Source organism: Campylobacter coli, assembly GCF_009730395.1.
Taxonomy (GTDB): domain Bacteria; phylum Campylobacterota; class Campylobacteria; order Campylobacterales; family Campylobacteraceae; genus Campylobacter_D; species Campylobacter_D coli.
Genome location: NZ_CP046317.1, coordinates 1,353,979 through 1,374,018, shown reverse-complemented (window position 1 = coordinate 1,374,018; position 20,040 = coordinate 1,353,979). Strand labels below are relative to the sequence as shown.

Below are 20,040 nucleotides of genomic sequence, written 5' to 3'. Positions count from 1 at the left end.
ATTTGTTATAATCAAAACCTTGAATTTTATATAAAGCGAAATGATGAAAAAAATTATTTTTATGGGCACACCAAGCTATGCAACTTGTATTTTAAAAGCTCTTTTAGAAGATGAAAATTTTGAGCTTTTAGCGCTTTTTACTCAGCCTGATAAAGCTGTGGGTAGAAAGCAGATTTTAACACCAAGTGATACTAAAGCATTTTTGCTTCAAAAAGCTCCACAAATTCCTATTTTTACCCCAAATTCTTTAAAGGATGAGAGCGTTATAGAGCAAATTTGTGCTTTAAAGCCTGATTTTATAGTAGTTGCTGCTTATGGAAAAATTTTACCTAAGGCTATTTTAGATATAGCTCCTTGTATCAATCTACACGCTTCGCTTTTGCCTAAATACCGAGGCGCTAGTCCAATACAAAGCGCGATTTTAAATGCTGATGAAAAAAGCGGGGTTTGCACGATGCTTATGGAAGAAGGACTAGATACAGGAGCTGTGCTTGAGAGCGTAGAATGCGATATAAGAGATAAAAATGTAAATGAAGTTTTTGAAATTTTAGCAAATTTAGCAGCAAAGCTTACTCTTTCTACTCTTTTAAATTATGAAAAACTCCTTCCAAAAAAACAAGATGAAAGCTTAGCTACACATTGTAAAAAGATCAAAAAAGAAGATGGGCTTGTGAGTTTAGATAATGCAAGAGAAATTTATCAAAAATATCTAGCTTTTACACCTTGGCCCGGGGTTTTTTTAGAAAATGGTTTGAAATTTATAGAACTTGAGCTTGTGGATGAGTTGAAGCAAAATGCCAAAATGGGCGAAATTTTAGAACTTGAAAAGGAAAGCTTTTTACTTGCTTGCAAACAAGGAATTTTACGCATTAAAAAACTTCAAGAAAGTGGAAAAAAAGCTCTTGATGGCAGAACTTATTTAAATGGAAAAAGGCTTAAAAGTGCAGATAGCTTGTGTTGAAAGTATTGATTCTACCCATCTTTTTTTATGCGAGCAAATTCGCAGCGGCAAAATCAATGAAAATTTTGCCCTTTATGCCTTAAATCAGACAAAGGGTGTGGGTAGTAGAGAAAATTCATGGCAAAGTTCTAGCGGAAATTTACATCTTTCTTTTTGCATTAAAGAAGGCGATTTGCCAAGCGATTTGCCCTTGGCTTCTGTGAGTATTTATTTTGCTTATTTGTTAAAGGAAATTTTACAAGAAAAAGGTTCTAGAATTTGGCTTAAATGGCCCAATGATTTATATTTAGATGATAAAAAAGTGGGAGGGGTAATAAGCACTAAAATTTCAGATTTTATAGTGGGCGGCATGGGTTTAAATTTAAAATTTGCTCCCCATGATGCAGCTTTGTGTGATGTTGAAATTTTGCTTAAAGATTTGATACAAGAGTTTTTACAAAGACTAGAGAAAAAATTTTTATGGAAGCATATTTTTAGCAAGTATATGTTAGAATTTGAAAAATCAAGACAATTTAGTGTCCATTATGAAGGTAAGGTATTTTCACTTGAAAATGCTTTTTTATATGAGGATGGATCAATTTTACTAGGCGATAAAAGGGTGTATAGTTTAAGATGAGTGAGATTATTACTATAGCAAATCAAAAAGGTGGAGTAGGTAAAACTACAACAGCTGTGAATTTAGCGGCATCTTTGGCGGTAGCTGAAAAAAAAGTTCTTTTAATTGATGTGGATCCACAAGCAAATGCTACAACAGGCTTGGGTTTTAATCGCAATAATTATGAATATAATATTTATCATGTTTTTATAGGTAGAAAAAAACTTTCTGATATTATTTTAAAAACAGAATTACCCCAACTTCATCTAGCTCCTTCAAATATAGGTCTTGTAGGCATAGAGCAAGAACTTGCAAAAGGCGAAAATAACGAAAAAAAAATGATACTCAAAAACCAAATTCAAGAAGTACTTGATGAGTATGATTTTATTATCATCGATTCTCCGCCCGCACTTGGAAGTATCACTATCAATGCTTTTGTTGCTAGCGATAGTGTTATCATACCTATACAATGCGAGTTTTATGCGCTTGAAGGTGTGGCAATGGTTTTAAATACGATTAAAATTATTAAAAAAACTATCAACCCCAAATTAAAAGTGCGAGGATTTTTACCGACTATGTATAGCTCGCAAAATAATCTTTCTAAAGATGTTGTAGAGGATTTAAAGCAAAATTTTAAAAAGCAACTTTTTACCATAAATGGCAATGAAGATGATTTTATTGTTATCCCTCGTAATGTAAAACTAGCTGAAAGCCCAAGCTTTGGAAAGCCTATCATACTTTATGATATCAAATCTCCTGGTTCTTTGGCTTATCAAAATTTAGCATATTCGATTTTAGGATAAAACAATGGGTCTTAATAAAAATAGAGGTTTGAGCACCTTAATGGGGGATGTAGGAGAAGTTTATAGTAGAGAACTAGGTCTTGATAAAAACCAAGTGAGTCTTGTAGAAATTTCAAAAATTACTCCAAATCCTTTTCAGCCAAGAAAAACTTTTGATGAAGCAGCTTTAAATGAACTTGCAAATTCTATAAAAGAGCATGGATTAATACAACCTATAATCGTACTTAAAAAAAATGATAGTTTTATCTTGGTAGCCGGTGAAAGAAGGCTTAGAGCTACTCAAATTTTAGGCAAAGAAAATATACTGGCCTTTGTGTCAGACAGCGATGAGAGCAAGCTTAGAGAATTAGCACTCATAGAAAATATACAAAGAGAAAATTTAAATCCTATCGAACTTGCAAATTCTTACAAAGACTTAATAGAGGTTTATAATATCACTCAAGAAAATTTAGCCGAACTTATCCATAAAAGCAGAACCCAAATCACAAATACTTTAAGACTTTTAAATTTAGATCCTAAAACTCAAGATCTCATAGCAAGTGGTAAAATTTCACAAGGACACGCTAAGGTTTTAGTAGGCTTAGATAAAGAAGATGAAAAAGTACTTGTAGACAGTATTTTGGGGCAAAAACTCAGCGTAAGAGACACGGAAAGACTTGTTCAAAAGGTTAAGAATAAAGAAAACACAGAAGATGTAGAATTTGAAAATTCTATGCAAAGTTTAAAACAGACTTTAAATAAATTAGGATTTGCATCTAAAAACAATAAAAAGGAACTCATTATTCGTTTGGACAATATTGAAAAAATTAAAAAACTGACTGAAATTCTCAATAAATTTTAACAAAGTATTAGTTTTTATTTGTTACAATAAAAGACTTATAATACCCCAAAGGAGATCTATGTTTGAAGATATGCATCCTTCCATAATGCTTGCTACTATGGCTATTTTTTTAGCTATGATAGTGATTTTAAACACTATGCTATACAGGCCCCTTTTGAAATTTATGGATGAAAGAAATGATTCTATAAAAAACGACGAAAACAAAGTCAAGGAAAATTCACAAGAAATGTTAGGAGCAAACGACGAGGTTGAGGCAATTCATGTGAGTACAAGAGAAGAAATCCATAAAATCAAACAAAATGCCATCAATGCAGCCAAAGAGGAAGCTCAACAAGCTATAAAAGCTAAAAAGGAAGAGTTAGAGCGTAAAATGGCTAACTTCTATACTGAATTAGTATCTCAAAAAAAAGAACTTCAAGATCATTTGTCAGCACACTTGCCTGACCTTAAACAAGCTTTGCAAAATAATATTAAACAGCACTAATTAAGGAGAAAGATGAAAAAGCTATTTTACTTTATTTTTTTACTGCCTTTATGTGCCTTTGGTGCATCTAATGGTAGCGGAGAGTATGATATTGTTCCAAGAACAATAAATTTCTTAATTTTTGTAGCTATATTGTATTATTTTGTAGCAAATCCTTTTAAAGCTTTTTATAAAAACAGAATTTTAAGAATTTCTTTAAAATTAGACGAAATTCAAAAGAAGCTTTTGGAAAGCAAGGCAAAAAAACTTGACACAATGAAAAAGCTTGAAGAAGCTAAAGCAAATGCAGCAGCAGCTTTAGTTGTGGCAAAAAAAGAAGCAGAGGTGCTTGCTCAAAAAATTAAAGAAGAAACTCAAAATGAGCTTGCTTTACTTCAGAAGCATTTTGAAGAGCAAAAAGACTATGAATTTAGAAAAATGGAAAAAGAGGTTGTGTCTTTAACTCTTAAAGAGATTTTTGAAGATTCAAATATTGCTTTAAAACAGAATGAAATCATTGATATTATGATGAAGAAGGTGTCTTAATGAATGATCTAATAGCTAAAAGATACGCAAAAGCTATAGCCTTAAGAGCAGATATTTCAGAATTTTATGATAATTTGTCTATTTTAAGTTCGGCTTTTGCTTCGCCTAAATTTAAAAATATCATAGAATCAAATCAAATTCAAAAAGAAAAAAAATTAGAATTTGTTATTTCTTTAATAGAAAAAGCTAGTCCTAGTTTTAACAACTTTTTAAAACTATTAGCAGAAAATTCAAGACTTTCTTGCATTCCTCAAATTGCTAAAGAGCTTGAAAGACAAAAATCTTTTAAAGAAAATATTTTTTTAGGGACTGTTTATTCTAAAGAAGTATTAAGCGAAGATAATATCAAAGAGCTTGAAAATAGACTTAGTGCTAAGTTTGGTGTTAAAATTAAACTACAAAATAAAGTAGGTTTAAATGAAGGTGTGAAAATTTCACTAGAAGAATTAGGTTATGAAATTTCTTTTTCAATGAAAGCTCTTCAAAACAAGATGAGCGAATATATACTCAAAATTATTTAAGGAGAATGTGTAATGAAATTTAAAGCTGATGAAATCAGTTCTATCATAAAAGAAAGAATCGAAAATTTTGATTTAAATTTAGAGATTGAAGAAACAGGAAAAATTATTTCAGTAGCTGATGGTGTGGCTAAGGTTTATGGTCTTAAAAATATTATGGCCGGTGAAATGGTAGAATTTGACAATGGCGATAAAGGTATGGCATTAAACCTTGAAGAAAGTAGCGTGGGTATAGTTATACTTGGAAAAGGAGAAGGCTTAAAAGAAGGTACTTCTGTAAAACGCCTTAAAAAACTTCTTAAAGTTCCAGTAGGGGAAGCTCTTATCGGTCGTGTGGTGAATGCACTTGGTGAACCAATTGACGCTAAAGGTGTTATCAATAGTAATGAATTTAGATTTGTAGAAGAAAAAGCTAAAGGTATCATGGCTAGAAAAAGTGTACATGAACCTTTACATACAGGGATTAAAGCTATAGATGCATTGGTGCCAATTGGTCGTGGCCAAAGAGAGCTCATCATAGGCGATAGACAAACAGGTAAAACTACTGTAGCTGTAGATACTATCATTTCTCAAAAAGGACAAGGAGTTGTTTGTATTTATGTAGCCATAGGACAAAAGCAAAGCACAGTGGCTCAAGTTGTAAAAAGACTTGAAGAGCATGGAGCTATGGATTATACTATAGTTGTAAATGCGGGTGCTTCGGATCCAGCAGCACTTCAATACCTAGCACCTTATACAGGTGTAACTATGGGTGAGTTTTTTAGAGATAATGCAAAACACGCTTTAATTGTTTATGATGATTTGAGTAAGCATGCTGTGGCTTATCGTGAAATGTCTTTGATTTTACGCCGTCCTCCAGGTCGCGAGGCTTATCCTGGTGATGTTTTCTATCTTCACTCAAGACTTTTAGAAAGAGCTAGTAAATTAAATGATGAGTTAGGTGCGGGTTCTTTAACAGCTTTACCAATCATCGAAACTCAAGCGGGCGATGTTTCAGCTTATATTCCAACCAATGTTATTTCGATCACTGATGGACAAATTTTCTTAGAAACTGATTTATTTAACTCAGGAATTCGTCCAGCTATCAATGTGGGTCTATCGGTTTCTCGTGTGGGTGGTGCGGCTCAAATTAAAGCAACTAAACAAGTTTCAGGAACTCTAAGACTTGATCTTGCACAATATAGAGAACTCCAAGCTTTTGCTCAATTTGCAAGTGATTTGGATGAGGCAAGTAGAAAACAACTTGAACGCGGACAAAGAATGGTTGAGTTATTAAAACAACCTCCTTATTCTCCACTTAGTGTTGAAAAACAAGTGGTTTTAATTTTTGCGGGAACAAAAGGTTATTTGGATGATGTAGCTGTTTCAAAAATCAGAGAATTTGAAGATGGAATTTATCCATTTATAGAAGCAAAATATCCAGATCTTTTTGAGCAAATTCGTTCGAAAAAAGCTTTAGATGCAGAGTTAGAAGAGAAATTAGCTAAAGCAATAAACGAGTTTAAAGCAAACCATTTATAAGGTTCTTTTATGTCTAATTTAAAAGAAATTAAAAGAAAAATAAAAAGCGTCCATAATACGCAAAAAACAACCAATGCGATGAAGCTTGTTTCTACTGCCAAATTAAAAAAGACAGAAGAAGCAGCAAAAAGATCTAGAGTTTATGCGCAAAAAATCGATGAGATTTTAAGTGAAATTTCTTTTCAAGTCAATAAGATTGTTCACAATGAAGAGGATTCAAGATTTGTTTTATTTCATAAGAAAAATCAAATCAAAAATGTAGATCTGATCTTTATAACAGCAGATAAAGGACTTTGTGGCGGTTTTAATATCAAAACCCTAAAGGCTGTAAGCGAACTTTTAAAAGAATATGAAGAAAAAAATATCAATGTTCGCTTAAGAGCTATTGGAAAAACAGGAATTGAGTATTTTAATTTTCAAAAAATAGAGCTTTTAGAAAAATATCTTGGCTTGAGCTCAAGTCCTGATTATGATAAAGCTTGCTCTGTTATTCAAGCTGCTGTAGATGATTATTTAAATGGAATAACTGATGAAGTTGTTCTAGTGCATAATGGATATAAAAATATGATCACACAAGAATTAAAAATTTCTCATCTAATCCCAGTAGAGCCAAAGCAAATCGAAGGAAACTCGAATTCGCTTTTAGAACTTGAACCTGAAGATACAGATCTCTTGGGAGATTTGATGAAAACATATTTTGAATACAATATGTATTATGCATTAATTGATTCTTTGGCTGCAGAACATAGTGCGAGAATGCAGGCTATGGATAATGCCACCAATAATGCAAAAGCTAGGGTTAAACAGCTTAATTTAGCTTACAATAAAGCAAGACAAGAATCTATCACTACTGAACTTATTGAAATTATCAGTGGTGTTGAGTCAATGAAATAGTAAAATTTTTAAGGAGAGTATAAATAATGCAAGGATTTATTTCACAAGTATTAGGTCCAGTTGTTGATGTAGATTTTAACGACTATTTGCCTCAAATTAATGAAGCCATTGTTGTAAATTTTGAAAGTGAAGGCAAAAAACAAAAACTTGTTTTAGAAGTAGCAGCACACTTGGGCGATAATAGAGTTAGAACTATTGCTATGGATATGACAGATGGCTTGGTAAGAGGACTTAAAGCAGAAGCTTTGGGTGCTCCTATTAGCGTTCCTGTGGGTGAAAAAGTTTTAGGAAGAATTTTTAATGTTACGGGAGATTTGATCGACGAGGGTGAAGAAGTTGCTTTTGATAAAAAATGGGCAATTCATAGAGATCCTCCTGCATTTGAAGATCAAAGTACAAAAAGTGAAATTTTTGAAACAGGAATTAAGGTTGTGGATTTGCTTGCTCCTTATGCAAAAGGTGGTAAAGTAGGGCTTTTTGGTGGTGCTGGCGTTGGTAAAACAGTTATTATTATGGAGCTTATTCACAATGTTGCGTTTAAACATAGCGGTTATTCAGTATTTGCGGGTGTTGGCGAGAGAACTCGTGAAGGAAATGACCTTTATAATGAGATGAAAGAAAGTAATGTTTTGGATAAAGTTGCCTTATGTTATGGACAAATGAATGAACCACCAGGGGCAAGGAATCGTATTGCTTTAACAGGTCTTACTATGGCTGAGTATTTTAGAGACGAAATGGGTCTTGATGTTTTGATGTTTATCGATAATATCTTTAGATTTTCACAATCAGGCTCTGAAATGTCTGCGCTTTTAGGAAGAATTCCTTCAGCTGTGGGTTATCAACCAACTCTAGCAAGTGAAATGGGTAAATTCCAAGAAAGAATCACTTCAACTAAAAAGGGATCAATTACTTCAGTTCAAGCAGTTTATGTTCCAGCAGATGACTTAACAGACCCAGCTCCAGCAACTGTTTTTGCTCACTTAGATGCTACAACTGTTTTAAATAGATCTATTGCTGAAAAAGGTATTTATCCTGCGGTTGATCCACTTGACTCAACTTCAAGAATGCTTGATCCTCAAATTATTGGCGAAGAGCACTATAAAGTTGCGCGTGGTGTTCAATCTGTACTTCAAAAATATAAAGATTTGCAAGATATCATTGCAATTTTGGGTATGGATGAATTAAGCGAAGAAGATAAATTGATCGTTGAAAGAGCAAGAAAAATTGAAAAATTCTTATCACAACCATTCTTCGTTGCAGAAGTATTTACGGGTAGCCCTGGAAAATATATTTCTCTTGAGGAAACCATTGCAGGCTTTAAGGGAATTTTAGAAGGTAAATACGATCACTTACCAGAAAATGCTTTCTATATGGTGGGTAATATTGACGAAGCTATTGCAAAAGCAGATAAACTGAAAGGTTAATTTATGGACAATTTAATCAGTTTTGAAATAGTTACACCTATGGGTGTGATTTATCAAGGGGAGGTAAAATCAGTTACCTTGCCAGGAAGTGAAGGAGAATTTGGAGTACTTAAAGGACATGCTGCTTTAGTTTCATCTTTAAAATCTGGTGTAATTGATATAGAAAAAGCTGATTTAAATCATGAATTAATCGCAATTGATGCAGGTCATGCTAAGGTAGATGAAGATAAGATCAGTGTTTTGGCTAAGGGCGCGGTTTGGATTTCAGGTTCTAGCGAAAGCGAAATCGAAAAAAATCTTGAAAGCGCTAAAGAATTAATCAAATCTATGAGTTCAGACAATACAGCTTTAGCTGCTACCTTTTCAAAGCTTGACAATGCAAAGGTTAGGTAGATGAATTTTGAAGCGATATTTCAGTTTTTTGGAAGTTCAAGCATAATTACTTATATAGTCTTAGCTTGGCTTTCCTTATATTTTATACTTTCTTTTTTTATACTTTTTTCAAGAGTGACTTATTTGGCAGCTTGGAAAAATAAAGAAAAAGAAAGTTTAGAAGCTCTACTCTTGGGAGAAAAAGATTTGAGTAGAACGCGTTCTATTTTAAGAAAGTGCACAGATACTAGTTTATCACATCTTGAGATTTACAAAAATTTAGCAAGTCGTCGCGCATCCAATGGGCTTACTTGGCTTAGTATAGTAGCTTCAACCTCTCCATTTATAGGACTTTTTGGGACTGTTATTTCTATACTTGAGACTTTTGGTGGTTTAGGGACGCAAAATTCTTTAAGTATTATTGCACCTAAGATCAGTGAAGCTTTAGTTGCCACAGGCTGTGGTATTTTGGTTGCTATTCCTGCTTATACTTTTCATCTTATTATTAAAAGAAAGGCTTTTGAGCTCTTAAGTATAATTGATAGTGAGATTAAAGTTATTAGTTCTAACAAATAGGATTTAAGATATGCCATTTGACGATGAGAAGCCAGAGCTTAATATAACTCCTTTGGTTGATATCATGCTTGTTTTATTGGCTATTTTAATGGTAACAGCTCCAAGCATTACTTATGAAGAAAAAATCAATCTTCCTCAAGGAAGTCAAAAATCCACAAGTGCTCCTAGTGTTAAAAGCTTAATTGTTAGTATTAATGCTAAAAAAGAGATATTTTTAAATCAAGAAAAATATAGTTTTGTAAGCTTTGCAGATAATCTTGCGCAAAAAAAAGCACAATTGAATACCGACGAACCGGTATTTATTAGGGCTGATAAGAGTTTAAAATACGATGATGTTATTTTTGTTTTAAAAAGTATTAAAAATTTGGGCTTTAATAAAGTCGCCTTGCAAACAGAATAAGCTATGAAAGAATATGGTCTAGGCAAGATAAATTCATTTTTGCTTGCTGTTGCGGTTTATGTTTTTATTATAATTCTTATTTTTTTTAGACTCGTAACCCACATACAACCTGCAATCCAATATACGGATATTCAAGATAGTTTTATCGACATAGAGCTTATGGAACCCTCAAAAAAAGTCGTAAATGAGCAAAGCGCTCCTAAAGATATTCAAAAACCTGCCCAAGAGCTTGATATTGAAAAACTTTTTGCACAAACTACAAACAAAGCAGTAAAAACTGAAGATGTGGATCAAAAAGCCAGCAATTTTAATGAGCTTTTTGGTAGTATCAAAGAGATACAAGAGGAAAAAACTACTAAAATACAATCAAGCGCTAAATCAGAAACAACAAGCAGTTCAAAAACTCAAGCTTCAGAGCTTGTAAAGCAATTAAACGATAGCTTACTTGAAGAAGAAAGTATCAATCAAGGCGAAAGTATTAAAAATCAAAAGACAGGGATTTATGATGAGTTTTTGGGAAAGGTGGTGCGCACCATCACCCAAAGATGGAGACAATATCATCCTAATAGTGAAAATATTTCAGTCAAGGTAAAAATTTTTATTGATGAAAATGGAAATTTTGGCTATACTTCAGTCGAAAAAAGCGGAAATTCTTTATACGACGCAAAAGTAGCCGAATTTTTAGAAAACCAAAAAGGTAAATTTATAGCCTATCCACCTCAAAATAAAAGCATAAGTATTACTATGAATTTAAAAGATGAGGCGCAAATTCAAAAATAATTGAGGAGTAAAAATGAAAAAAATTGTAACAGTATTTTTAATTTTTTTAGGAATACTTTGGGCAGAAGATCCTGTGATTGATGTCGTAAATTCAGGCGTAGTCTTACCAAAAATCATTGTTAAAGACAATTCGAATTTAAGTGATATTAATTTAAAGCGTAGTTTTTATAATATCATTGTAAATGACTTGAAAGTAAGTTCAAATTTTGAAGTTGTAAGTGATGCAAGTTCAGAAGCTGCAAATTACACTTTTGAATACGATTTGAGTAAAAATGGCAATGCTTTAAATTTGCATGTTAAGATCAAAGCAGGAGGCTTGGAAAAATCAAGTCAAACCTATGCTTTAAATAGTGTAGAGCAGTATCCTTTTTTGGCCCACAAAAGCGTAAAAGCTTCGGTAAATGCATTAGGACTTGCTCCTGTTGAATGGATGGATCATAAAATTTTAATTGCCAGAAATTCAAGCTCTAAAAAAAGTCAAATTATCATGGCCGATTATACTTTAACATATCAAAAAGTAATCATTGATGGAGGATTGAATTTATTTCCTAAATGGGGAAATAAAGAACAAAGTATTTTTTACTATACCGCATACGATCATGATAGACCAACGCTTTATCGCTATGACTTAAGAACTAATAAAGCAAGTAAAATTTTAGCAAGTGGAGGTATGGTTGTAGCAAGCGATGTAAGCTTAGATGGTAGTAAGTTACTTGTGACTATGGCTCCAAAAGATCAACCTGATGTTTATTTGTATGATTTAAATTCTAAAAATTTAACTCAACTTACGAATTATTCAGGCATAGATGTAAATGGAAACTTTATAGGCGTAGATGATAGTAAATTTGTTTTTGTTAGCGATCGCTTGGGTTATCCTAATATTTTTATACAAAATCTCAATAATGGATCTGCCGAACAAGCAGTTTTTCATGGTAAAAATAATTCTGCAGTTTCAACCTATAAAGATTTTTTAGTATATTCTAGTCGTGAGCCAAATCAAGTAGGTGTTTTTAATATTTATTTAATGTCAATCAATAGCACAGGTATTCGTCAATTTACCGCAAATGGAAAGAATTTATTTCCTAGATTTTCAAGTGATGGTGGTAGTATAGTTTTTATCAAATATCTCGGAGCACAGAGTGCTTTAGGTGTTATTCGTGTTAATGCAAACAAGACTTTTTATTTTCCATTAAAAGTTGGGAAAATTCAGTCTATTGATTGGTAAAAATTTGTAATTTTTGGTTAAATTTAATTAATTTTAGATATAATGCTAACAATTTATTAACTTTGAAAGGTCATAAATGAAAAAAATTCTTTTTAGTTCTATTGCAGCATTTGCATTGGTTATCAGTGGTTGTAGCACAAAAAGCACTAGCGTAAGTGGTGATACAAGTGTAGATTCGAATCGTGGAACAGGTGGTAGTGATGGTTGGGATATTGATTCAAAAATTTCTCAACTTAATGATACTTTAGGAAAAGTATATTTTGATTTTGATAAATTTAATATCCGCCCAGATATGCAAAATGTTGTTAATACAAATGCTAATATCTTCAACAATGAAGTAAGCGGTGTAAGCATTACTGTTGAAGGTAATTGCGATGAGTGGGGAACAGATGAGTATAATCAAGCTTTAGGTTTAAAAAGAGCAAAAGCAGTTAAAGAAGCTTTAATTGCTCAAGGTGTAAATTCTGACAGAATTGCTGTTAAAAGCTATGGTGAAACAAATCCAGTATGCACAGAAAAAACAAAAGCTTGCGATGCTCAAAATCGTCGTGCAGAATTTAAACTATCAAGATAATTGATGAAAAAAATATTCTCAGTAGCTCTTATCGGAGCTACTTTACTTTATGCAGAAAGCTCTGCTTTTGGTGCAGGAGATTTAACCAGTAATTCCCCCTATGGTTTAACATCAAGTGAAAAATTACTCAAGGAAAAATTAGATACTTTAAGCAATAATAATGTTCAAGCAAATTCTAGAATTAATGAGATTGAACAAAGAGTTGAAGGATTGCAAAGTACTTTAGAGGGTATAAATTCGCAGTATGCCAAATCCAATTCTAGATTAACGCAACTTGAAACCCGTTTTGAAGCTATGGAAAATAATTTAAGCACAGAACTTCAAAATTTAAAAGCTTATGTTGAAGAAAGTAGAAAAATTCAAGATGCTAACAATAAGCAAATTAAGAAAATTTTAACCGAATTAAGTTCTTTGGTTGATTCTATTAACGCAAATTATGTGTCTAAAGATGACTTAAATAGTACGAATTTAAGTATCAAAAATACAGTTGTTGTACCTCTATCGATCGATGATAAAAACATAACTTCTAGCGATGAAAACAATGCCAGTGTTGCTCCAGTGCAAGAAAAAGAAGTTAAACAAATAGATGATTCTTGGAAAAAGAAAAAAAATAACGAAATTTTAGACTTGGCTATCAAAGATTTAAATAATAATTCTTATGAGAATAGCAAAATTAAGTTAAACTATCTCATATCAAAACAATACAAACCTGCAAGGGCAAATTTTTGGTTAGGAGAAATTGAGTATAAGCAAAAGAAATACAATAATGCTATTGCTTATTATAAAAAAAGTTCTGCTTTGAGCACCAAAGGGGATTATTTTCCAAAGCTTTTATATCACACAGCGATTTCTCTTGATAAGATAGGAGATCCAAAAACAGCTAATGGGTTTTATAAGGCTTTAAAGACAAATTATCCTAATTCACCGGAAGCAAAAGCTTCCCCCAATAGAAAATAATATCAAGGAGAAAAAATGGCTATAGAAAAAAATAGCGTAGTTTCAATGTTTTATGAATTAAAAGATGCAAATACAAATGAAGTTTTAGAATCAAATTTATATGCTCAACCGATTTCTTTTATCTTAGGCAAAGGGCAAATTTTAGAAGCTTTAGAAGAAGAAGTGATGAAGCTTGATTGCCCTAGCAATGCTGATGTCGTGATTAAAAAAGATAAAGGCTTGGGCGAATACGATGAAAATGCAGTGCAAGTTTTACCAAAAGAGCAATTTGCAGGCATTGATTTAAAAATAGGTATGGAGCTTTTTGGCGAGGGTGAAAACGGAGAAACCGTTCGCGTAACTGTTAAAGAAATCAGCGATAATGATGTAACTATTGATTACAATCATCCTTATGCAGGTCGTGATTTGCTTTTTTCTTTAAATATAGTAGATGCCAGAGCAGCAAGTGAAGATGAGCTTCTTACAGGCATTATAGCAGGAAGCCATAGTTGTGGTTGTGGAAGCGGACATGGGCATGGACATGATCATCACGGGCATGGCGGTGGCGGATGCTGCGGTGGCGGTGGCGGTGGATGTGGTTGCCACTAAGATGAATGCTGTATTTATTTTTCCAGGTCAAGGCTCTCAAAGTCTTGGCATGGGTAAAGATTTTTATGAAAACTCCAAAACCGCAAAAGAACTTCTAGAAAATGCCAGCGATTTTTGTAAAATTGATTTTAAAAATTTATTGTTTAACGAAAATGATGATTTAAACAAAAGTGAATTTACACAACCTGCTATACTCTTAAATTCTTTAATGGCTTATAGTGCTTTGAGTGAATTAAAACCTGATATTAAGGCTAAATTTGCTTTGGGTCATTCCTTGGGTGAATTTTCAGCTTTGGCGATCAATGGTGCTTTTAGCTTTTTAGAAGCAACTATGCTTGTGCATAAAAGAGGACTTTTTATGCAAGAAGATTGTGCAAAAGTTGAAGCGGGTATGATGGTAATTTTAGGGCTTGATGATAAAAAAGTGGAAGAGCTTTGTCAAAAAGCTAGAGATGAGGATAAAAAAATTTTTGCAGCTAATTATAACTGCGATGGGCAAATCGTTGTTGCAGGTTTAAAACCTGATTTAGCAAGCTATGAAGGCACATTTAAAGAAGCAGGCGCTAAAAGAGCTATGCTTTTAAATATGAGCGTGGCAAGCCATTGTCCGCTTTTAGAAAACGCGTCTAATAAACTTTGCATAGAGCTTGAAAAAATACTAGAGCCTACTTTTAAAGCTGTAATTTCTAATGCTACAGCTAAAGCTTATACGAGCAAACAAGAAGCTCTTGAGCTTTTAAAAACCCAACTTGTAGCTCCTGTGCTTTATAAACAAAGCATTAAGGCTTGTGAAAATGAAGCAGATTGTTTTATAGAATTTGGCGCTAGTGTGCTTAAAGGTTTGAATAAAAAAATCACTTCAAAAGAAACTTATGCTTTAACAAATATGAATGATATAGAAGAATTTTTAAAGGTAATATAAATGAAAATAGCAATTTTAGGTGCAATGAGTGAAGAAATCACTCCTTTGCTTGAAACACTTAAAAATTATACAAAAATAGAACACGCTAATAATACTTATTATTTTGCAAACTATAAAAATCATGAGCTTATTCTTGCTTATTCTAAGATAGGCAAGGTAAATTCTACCCTAAGTGCTAGCGTAATGATAGAAAAATTTGGCGCGCAAGTTTTACTTTTTACAGGAGTTGCAGGTGCTTTTAATCCTGAACTTGAAATTGGTGATTTGCTTTATGCAACAAAATTAGCTCAATATGATCTTGATATCACTGCTTTTGGACATCCTTTGGGTTTTGTTCCAGGAAATGAAATTTTTATAAAGACAGACGATAAATTAAACAATCTTGCTTTAGAAGTCGCAAAAGAATTAAATATCAAACTTCGTGCAGGTATTATCGCAACGGGTGATGAATTTATTTGTGATGAGGCAAAGAAAGCAAAAATCAGAGAAATTTTCAATGCGGATGCTTGTGAAATGGAAGGCGCAAGTGTGGCTTTGGTTTGTGATGCTTTAAAGGTGCCTTGTTTTATCTTAAGAGCTATGAGTGATAAAGCCGGCGAAAAGGCTGAATTTGATTTTGATGAGTTTGTGATCAATTCAGCTAAAATTTCAGCCAATTTTGTACTTAAAATGTGTGAGAAATTATGATAAATCTTAGCAAAAAACTCATACGCCAAGTTGCACAAGCTAATGCTAAATTTGGACTTATTAAAGATGGAGATAGGGTTCTTTTAGGACTTAGCGGGGGAAAAGATTCTTTAGCTTTAGCACATCTTTTAAAAAGAATGCAAGCTCATGCACCTTTTAAATTCGAGCTTGAAGCAGCGACTTTAAGCTATGGTATGGGTGAGGATTACTCAGGGCTTCATGCGCATTGTGAGGAGCATGGGATCAAACACAGCGTGATTGATTCAAATATCTATGAAGTTTCAGGCGATACGATAAGACAAAATTCAAGCTTTTGTAGCTATTTTTCAAGAATGCGCCGAGGTGCTTTGTATACTTATGCTCTTGAAAAAGGTTTTAATAAATTAGCTATCGCACACCATTTAGATGATGCAGCTGAGAGCTTTTTTATGAATTTTATCCATAATGGAGCTTTAAGAACTTTAGCGCCTATTTATCAAAGCAAACGAGGTATTACGGTTATACGCCCTTTGATTTTTGTGCGCGAAAGACAACTTAGAGATAATGCTACGCAAAATGAACTTAGCGTGATAGGAAATGAATTTTGTCCTGGTATGAAACTCAGTGAAAAAAATGTAAAATTTCCACACGCTAGAGAAGAAGCTAAACAGCTTTTAGCAAATTTAGAAAAAGATCATCCTAAGCTTTTTACAAGCTTAAAAACTGCTTTTGCAAATTTACACACAGAAAGTTTTTGGCTAGAAAGGACAAAAATATGAAAAAAGCTTTTGTTTTAGTGGATTATCAAAATGATTTTATTGATGGAAGTTTAGGTTTTGATAAGGCTTTAAAGATCAAAGAAAATATTCTTAAAGCCTTAAATCAAATCGATTTTAATAACACGCATTTGCTTCTTACTTATGATACTCATGATGAGGATTATTTAAAGAGCAAGGAAGGGTTAAATTTGCCTATCGAACATTGTATAAAAGATAGCTCGGGTTGGCAAATGCCTAAAGATTTTACTCCCTTTTTGCAAAAAGCTCATAAGGTTTTTCATAAAAATACTTTTGGAAGTTTAGAATTTGCAAATTTTATCGCAAAAAGTGAATACGAAGAAATCCATTTTGCAGGACTTGTTTCCCATATTTGCGTCTTTTGTAATATCATTTTAGCTTTTAGCGCGAAGCCAAATTCAAGACTTATACTCCATCAAAATTTAAGTGCAAGTTTTGATGAAAATTTAGAAAAATCCGCTTTTGATCTACTTAGAGCTTATGGCATTGAAATACTTTAATGCAAGGCTTTATACTTCATACGCAAAAAGTAAAAGATGAGGATTTGATTGTTTATATTTTAAGCCCTAAAGAGCTTATCAAGGCGTATCGTTTTTATGGGCTTAGACATTCTAGTATTTTAAATGGTTATAAAATTGATTTTGCTTTAGATGAAAATCCTAGCTTTTTGCCAAGACTTAAGGATGTTTTGCATTTGGGTTTTGTATGGATTATGGATCGTGAAAAAATGCTGATTTGGCAGGAATTTATCCGTCTTCTGTATCATCATTTAAAAGATGCTCAAGTACTTGAAAGTTTTTATTTTGAGCTTTTAGATGAATGTGTAAAGCGTTTTGAAAAGCAAAATCCCAAGCGCGTGATTGTGGACGCTTATCTTAAGATTTTAGAATTTGAGGGAAGACTCCATCAAGAATTTAGATGTTTTGCTTGTGATGAAAGCATAGAAAATCCCATCACTTTAATTCGTGCTTTTTTACCTTCGCATCACACTTGTGCTTTAGGTTATGCATTTGAAAAGCAGAAATTAAAAAATTTTTATGAAAGTAAAAATTGTGCGATTTTTGGTGATGAAGAAATAGGGAATTTGTATCAATTGATCAAGGAGGGTTTATGATATTAAGTGATGAAAAATGCGAATTTTTAGAGCCTATAGCAAGTTTTTTAAGCTCTAAGGATGTGGAACTTGTTTTTGTAGAAAGTAAGGAAATGCAAGAGATTAACTTAGAGCAAAGAAAGCAAGATAAAACCACCGATGTGCTTTCTTTTCCACTTGAAAATATCGATGAGAGCTTGCCTTTGGGTTCTGTTGTGATCAATGTGGATTTGGCAAAGCAGAAGGCTAAAGAGTTAGGACATAGTTTTGAAGAGGAAGTAAGCTTGCTTTTTATCCATGCCATGCTTCATTTGCTTGGATTTGATCATGAGGTAGATAATGGAGAAATGAGAGAAAAAGAAAAAGAACTTATAGAACACTTTAATTTGCCCAAAAGTTTGATTATAAGGACTTTGGAAGATTAAGTAAGATTTTTTCAAGGGCTAGAAGACTTGCGCTTTATATTTTAAATATATGAGTAAAAATATTAAAAAAATCATTTTTTGCCGATTTACTTTAGAATAAAATCTATTCCAAGGTGATAAAGATGATAGTATTTCCTCTAAGCTCTTTTAATAGATATTTTGGAAACAATCCTTTGCAAACACTTACCAAAATAAGAGATGAAAGTATTGAAAATGGAAATCCTGAGCTTGCAAAAAAACAAAGAGAAGAATTAGGTAATGATTTGATAGATTTGTATAAGATTTCTAAAAAATTCAGCGATAAAATAGAATTAGTCGAGGGTTCAATAGAAGATAAACTTAGAAACAATGAATTACCAGAATCAGAAGTTAAAAATTTATTTCAATGGATGGATAAGAATGCCAAACACCCTCGTTGGATGCATATTGATGGGGTGAGTTATGATGAAGCTTATGTTAAAATTTTTCACACAAGCAAAAGTATAGATGAATTTAAAGAAAAATATCTTAAGCTTCAAAAAAAATATTTTGTTGATTTTAACAATATTGATTCATCACAGAAAAAACTGCAAGAAACTTCAGAAGAAGACAAAGAAAAGCCTTTTAAGCCTATACAAGCGGAAAGTAAAAGCGAAACCTACAAAGATGATAATAAAATGAATGAGCTTTTAAGAAAACTACTAGAAACTAAATTTGGCACAAGTGATGAATTAGAAATTCTTTTTGGTATGAAATTTAGCGATGATGATGCAGGAGAATTTAATAAAATTCTTTCTTTAAATTCTGCACCAAAAAGCGTAGATATTAAGGCTTAAAAATATAAAAATTTAAATTATAAAAAGGATTAAAAATGATAGGTATCAACTCAACTTTCAATAACTCCTTTGTCAATCTTAATATTAAAAACAATAACAACTCTTCCTTAAATTCAAATACTTCAAATGCTAATGTAAAAAATTTACAAGACACCCAAGACACTACTAAAACAAGCAATAAAGTCTTAGGTTATGAAGTAGATAAAGATGGCTTTTTTACAAGTGAATTTAATAAAGCAGCAGGAATTCCAAAAGATTATAAGATTTATGCTAAAGGTGCTGAAAATTTTGTTAATTATATCACTAACCTTAATTTTAAATCTTTTACCAATATAGATATTGCCAAAAGTTTAGGTAATGCTTATAAGGTTTTTTCACAGCTTATTGATGAACCGAGTGGAAATTTTACTACTGAAGATTTAAGCAAAATCCCTTTGGGATTTTCTTATAATAAAAAAAGTTTTCAAGTAACAAATATTTATTATTCCGAAAAAGATTTTGAGAGTGCTTTAAGTTTTGAAGATGACTTAAAAATCTATCAAAATCCTAAGCAATTAACCCTAAGTTTCCCAAGCTGGAAAGAAAAAGCTCCTGCTGATTATATTAAAAAAAATAGCGATATATTTGATCCAAGCTCTCATATAAATATTGGAGCATCATTTTATAAAAATGATAATGGCACTATAAGCAAAGGTGGTGTTTTAATGGCATTCTTTGCAGGTATGTCAGGACAAAATCCTCTTATAGAAGGTGAAACAACTATAGAGGGAAAGCTTCTTGGCTATGATAAAAATATGAGCCAAAGTCAAGTGGAAGATTTAAACGAATTTATAAATCAAAATCCTATCGAATGGAGTATAACAGGAGATGTATTTGCAGATAGTGTATATATAACCAAACTTAGAAATACAATAACTGATATAGATGAATTTAAAAAACAATGGCTAGAAATGAAAGCCAAAAGTGATGAAATGGGGGAAATATATAAAGCTGAAATAGCAAAACAAAATAGAGAAATTGCTCTAGCACAAAAAAATTCAAACAAAGAAAAAGATAAACCCTTTGAACCTATACAAGCAGAAAGTAAAAGCGAAACCTACAAAGATGATAATAAAATGAATGAGCTTTTAAAAAAGTTACTAGAAACTAAATTTGGCACAAGTGATGAGCTAGAACTTCTTTTTGGTATGAAATTTGGTGATGATAATGCAGGGGAATTTAATAAAATTCTTTCTTTAAATTCTACACCAAAAAGTATAGATATTAAGGCTTAAGATTTTTTAA

25 protein-coding genes and 2 pseudogenes are annotated in these 20,040 nt (G+C 32.3%); all 27 read left to right on the top strand.

Annotation, left to right across the window (positions count from 1 at the left end; genetic code table 11):
* Positions 1-43 precede the first annotated feature (43 nt).
* On the top strand, positions 44-961 hold the full coding sequence (fmt, locus tag FOC43_RS06985; protein ID WP_002779405.1) for a methionyl-tRNA formyltransferase: 918 nt from the start codon (positions 44-46) through the stop codon (positions 959-961).
* Positions 924-1,577, top strand: coding sequence for a biotin--[acetyl-CoA-carboxylase] ligase (locus FOC43_RS06980; RefSeq protein WP_002779404.1), 654 nt, complete (start codon positions 924-926; stop codon positions 1,575-1,577). The genes fmt and FOC43_RS06980 overlap by 38 nt, the downstream gene beginning before the upstream one ends.
* Positions 1,574-2,359, top strand: a complete 786-nt coding sequence (locus FOC43_RS06975) for a ParA family protein (protein WP_002779403.1) — start codon at positions 1,574-1,576, stop codon at positions 2,357-2,359. The genes FOC43_RS06980 and FOC43_RS06975 overlap by 4 nt, the downstream gene beginning before the upstream one ends.
* A 4-nt stretch (positions 2,360-2,363) precedes the next feature.
* Entirely contained in the window at positions 2,364-3,200 is an 837-nt protein-coding gene (locus FOC43_RS06970) for a ParB/RepB/Spo0J family partition protein (protein WP_002779402.1), read from the top strand.
* 58 nt (positions 3,201-3,258) lie between these two features.
* Positions 3,259-3,684: a FoF1 ATP synthase subunit B' gene (locus FOC43_RS06965; protein ID WP_002779401.1), complete on the top strand. Its 426-nt coding sequence runs from the start codon at positions 3,259-3,261 to the stop codon at positions 3,682-3,684.
* A 12-nt stretch (positions 3,685-3,696) separates the two neighbouring features.
* Positions 3,697-4,209 (top strand): F0F1 ATP synthase subunit B, encoded by a 513-nt coding sequence (locus FOC43_RS06960; RefSeq protein WP_002779400.1) that lies wholly within the window; start codon positions 3,697-3,699, stop codon positions 4,207-4,209.
* On the top strand, positions 4,209-4,730 hold the full coding sequence (locus FOC43_RS06955; protein ID WP_002782350.1) for a F0F1 ATP synthase subunit delta: 522 nt from the start codon (positions 4,209-4,211) through the stop codon (positions 4,728-4,730). Before FOC43_RS06960 ends, FOC43_RS06955 begins: the two co-directional genes overlap by 1 nt.
* 12 nt (positions 4,731-4,742) lie before the next feature.
* Entirely contained in the window at positions 4,743-6,248 is a 1,506-nt protein-coding gene (gene atpA, locus FOC43_RS06950) for a F0F1 ATP synthase subunit alpha (protein ID WP_002779398.1), read from the top strand.
* A gap of 9 nt (positions 6,249-6,257) precedes the next feature.
* Entirely contained in the window at positions 6,258-7,142 is an 885-nt protein-coding gene (gene atpG / locus FOC43_RS06945) for an ATP synthase F1 subunit gamma (RefSeq protein WP_002790498.1), read from the top strand.
* Between the two features lie 26 nt (positions 7,143-7,168).
* Positions 7,169-8,566 (top strand): F0F1 ATP synthase subunit beta, encoded by a 1,398-nt coding sequence (gene atpD / locus FOC43_RS06940; RefSeq protein ID WP_002785043.1) that lies wholly within the window; start codon positions 7,169-7,171, stop codon positions 8,564-8,566.
* A 3-nt stretch (positions 8,567-8,569) separates the two neighbouring features.
* The gene (gene atpC, locus FOC43_RS06935; protein ID WP_002779395.1) at positions 8,570-8,959 is read left to right on the top strand and encodes an ATP synthase F1 subunit epsilon; all 390 of its coding nucleotides are present in this window, start codon (positions 8,570-8,572) and stop codon (positions 8,957-8,959) included.
* Positions 8,960-9,514 carry a MotA/TolQ/ExbB proton channel family protein gene (locus FOC43_RS06930; RefSeq protein ID WP_002779394.1) on the top strand — a complete coding sequence of 185 codons (555 nt, stop codon included), beginning with the start codon at positions 8,960-8,962 and terminating at the stop codon, positions 9,512-9,514.
* A 10-nt stretch (positions 9,515-9,524) separates the two neighbouring features.
* A complete protein-coding gene (locus FOC43_RS06925; protein WP_002779393.1) occupies positions 9,525-9,914 on the top strand; it encodes an ExbD/TolR family protein in 390 nt (129 codons plus the stop codon).
* Positions 9,915-9,917: 3 nt separating this feature from the next.
* Positions 9,918-10,694: a TonB C-terminal domain-containing protein gene (locus FOC43_RS06920; RefSeq protein ID WP_002786249.1), complete on the top strand. Its 777-nt coding sequence runs from the start codon at positions 9,918-9,920 to the stop codon at positions 10,692-10,694.
* Positions 10,695-10,707: 13 nt separating this feature from the next.
* The gene (gene tolB, locus FOC43_RS06915) at positions 10,708-11,919 is read left to right on the top strand and encodes a Tol-Pal system protein TolB (protein WP_002787467.1); all 1,212 of its coding nucleotides are present in this window, start codon (positions 10,708-10,710) and stop codon (positions 11,917-11,919) included.
* Between the two features lie 76 nt (positions 11,920-11,995).
* Positions 11,996-12,493 (top strand): peptidoglycan-associated lipoprotein Pal, encoded by a 498-nt coding sequence (gene pal / locus FOC43_RS06910; protein WP_002778702.1) that lies wholly within the window; start codon positions 11,996-11,998, stop codon positions 12,491-12,493.
* 3 nt (positions 12,494-12,496) lie between these two features.
* Entirely contained in the window at positions 12,497-13,450 is a 954-nt protein-coding gene (locus FOC43_RS06905) for a tetratricopeptide repeat protein (protein WP_002778698.1), read from the top strand.
* Positions 13,451-13,465: 15 nt separating this feature from the next.
* Positions 13,466-14,038 carry an FKBP-type peptidyl-prolyl cis-trans isomerase gene (locus FOC43_RS06900; RefSeq protein WP_002778696.1) on the top strand — a complete coding sequence of 191 codons (573 nt, stop codon included), beginning with the start codon at positions 13,466-13,468 and terminating at the stop codon, positions 14,036-14,038.
* A 1-nt stretch (position 14,039) separates the two neighbouring features.
* On the top strand, positions 14,040-14,960 hold the full coding sequence (gene fabD, locus FOC43_RS06895; RefSeq protein WP_002787466.1) for an ACP S-malonyltransferase: 921 nt from the start codon (positions 14,040-14,042) through the stop codon (positions 14,958-14,960).
* Positions 14,961-15,647 (top strand): aminodeoxyfutalosine nucleosidase, encoded by a 687-nt coding sequence (pfs, locus tag FOC43_RS06890; protein WP_002778692.1) that lies wholly within the window; start codon positions 14,961-14,963, stop codon positions 15,645-15,647.
* Complete coding sequence (locus FOC43_RS06885) at positions 15,644-16,405, top strand: tRNA 2-thiocytidine biosynthesis TtcA family protein (RefSeq protein WP_002790499.1); 762 nt, start codon at positions 15,644-15,646, stop codon at positions 16,403-16,405. Before pfs ends, FOC43_RS06885 begins: the two co-directional genes overlap by 4 nt.
* Positions 16,402-16,923, top strand: a complete 522-nt coding sequence (locus tag FOC43_RS06880; protein ID WP_002790500.1) for a cysteine hydrolase family protein — start codon at positions 16,402-16,404, stop codon at positions 16,921-16,923. Before FOC43_RS06885 ends, FOC43_RS06880 begins: the two co-directional genes overlap by 4 nt.
* Positions 16,923-17,537 carry a recombination protein RecO gene (gene recO, locus FOC43_RS06875; RefSeq protein ID WP_002782374.1) on the top strand — a complete coding sequence of 205 codons (615 nt, stop codon included), beginning with the start codon at positions 16,923-16,925 and terminating at the stop codon, positions 17,535-17,537. Before FOC43_RS06880 ends, recO begins: the two co-directional genes overlap by 1 nt.
* Entirely contained in the window at positions 17,534-17,941 is a 408-nt protein-coding gene (ybeY, locus tag FOC43_RS06870) for an rRNA maturation RNase YbeY (protein WP_002778684.1), read from the top strand. The genes recO and ybeY overlap by 4 nt, the downstream gene beginning before the upstream one ends.
* Positions 17,942-18,063: 122 nt before the next feature.
* Positions 18,064-18,756, top strand: a complete 693-nt coding sequence (locus FOC43_RS06865; RefSeq protein ID WP_004284641.1) for a hypothetical protein — start codon at positions 18,064-18,066, stop codon at positions 18,754-18,756.
* A 35-nt stretch (positions 18,757-18,791) separates the two neighbouring features.
* Positions 18,792-19,592 (top strand): annotated as a pseudogene (locus FOC43_RS09155) (Cj0814 family flagellar-dependent secreted protein); the annotation flags it as partial.
* A gap of 219 nt (positions 19,593-19,811) precedes the next feature.
* Positions 19,812-20,030 (top strand): annotated as a pseudogene (locus FOC43_RS09150) (Cj0814 family flagellar-dependent secreted protein); the annotation flags it as partial.
* Positions 20,031-20,040: the final 10 nt, after the last annotated feature.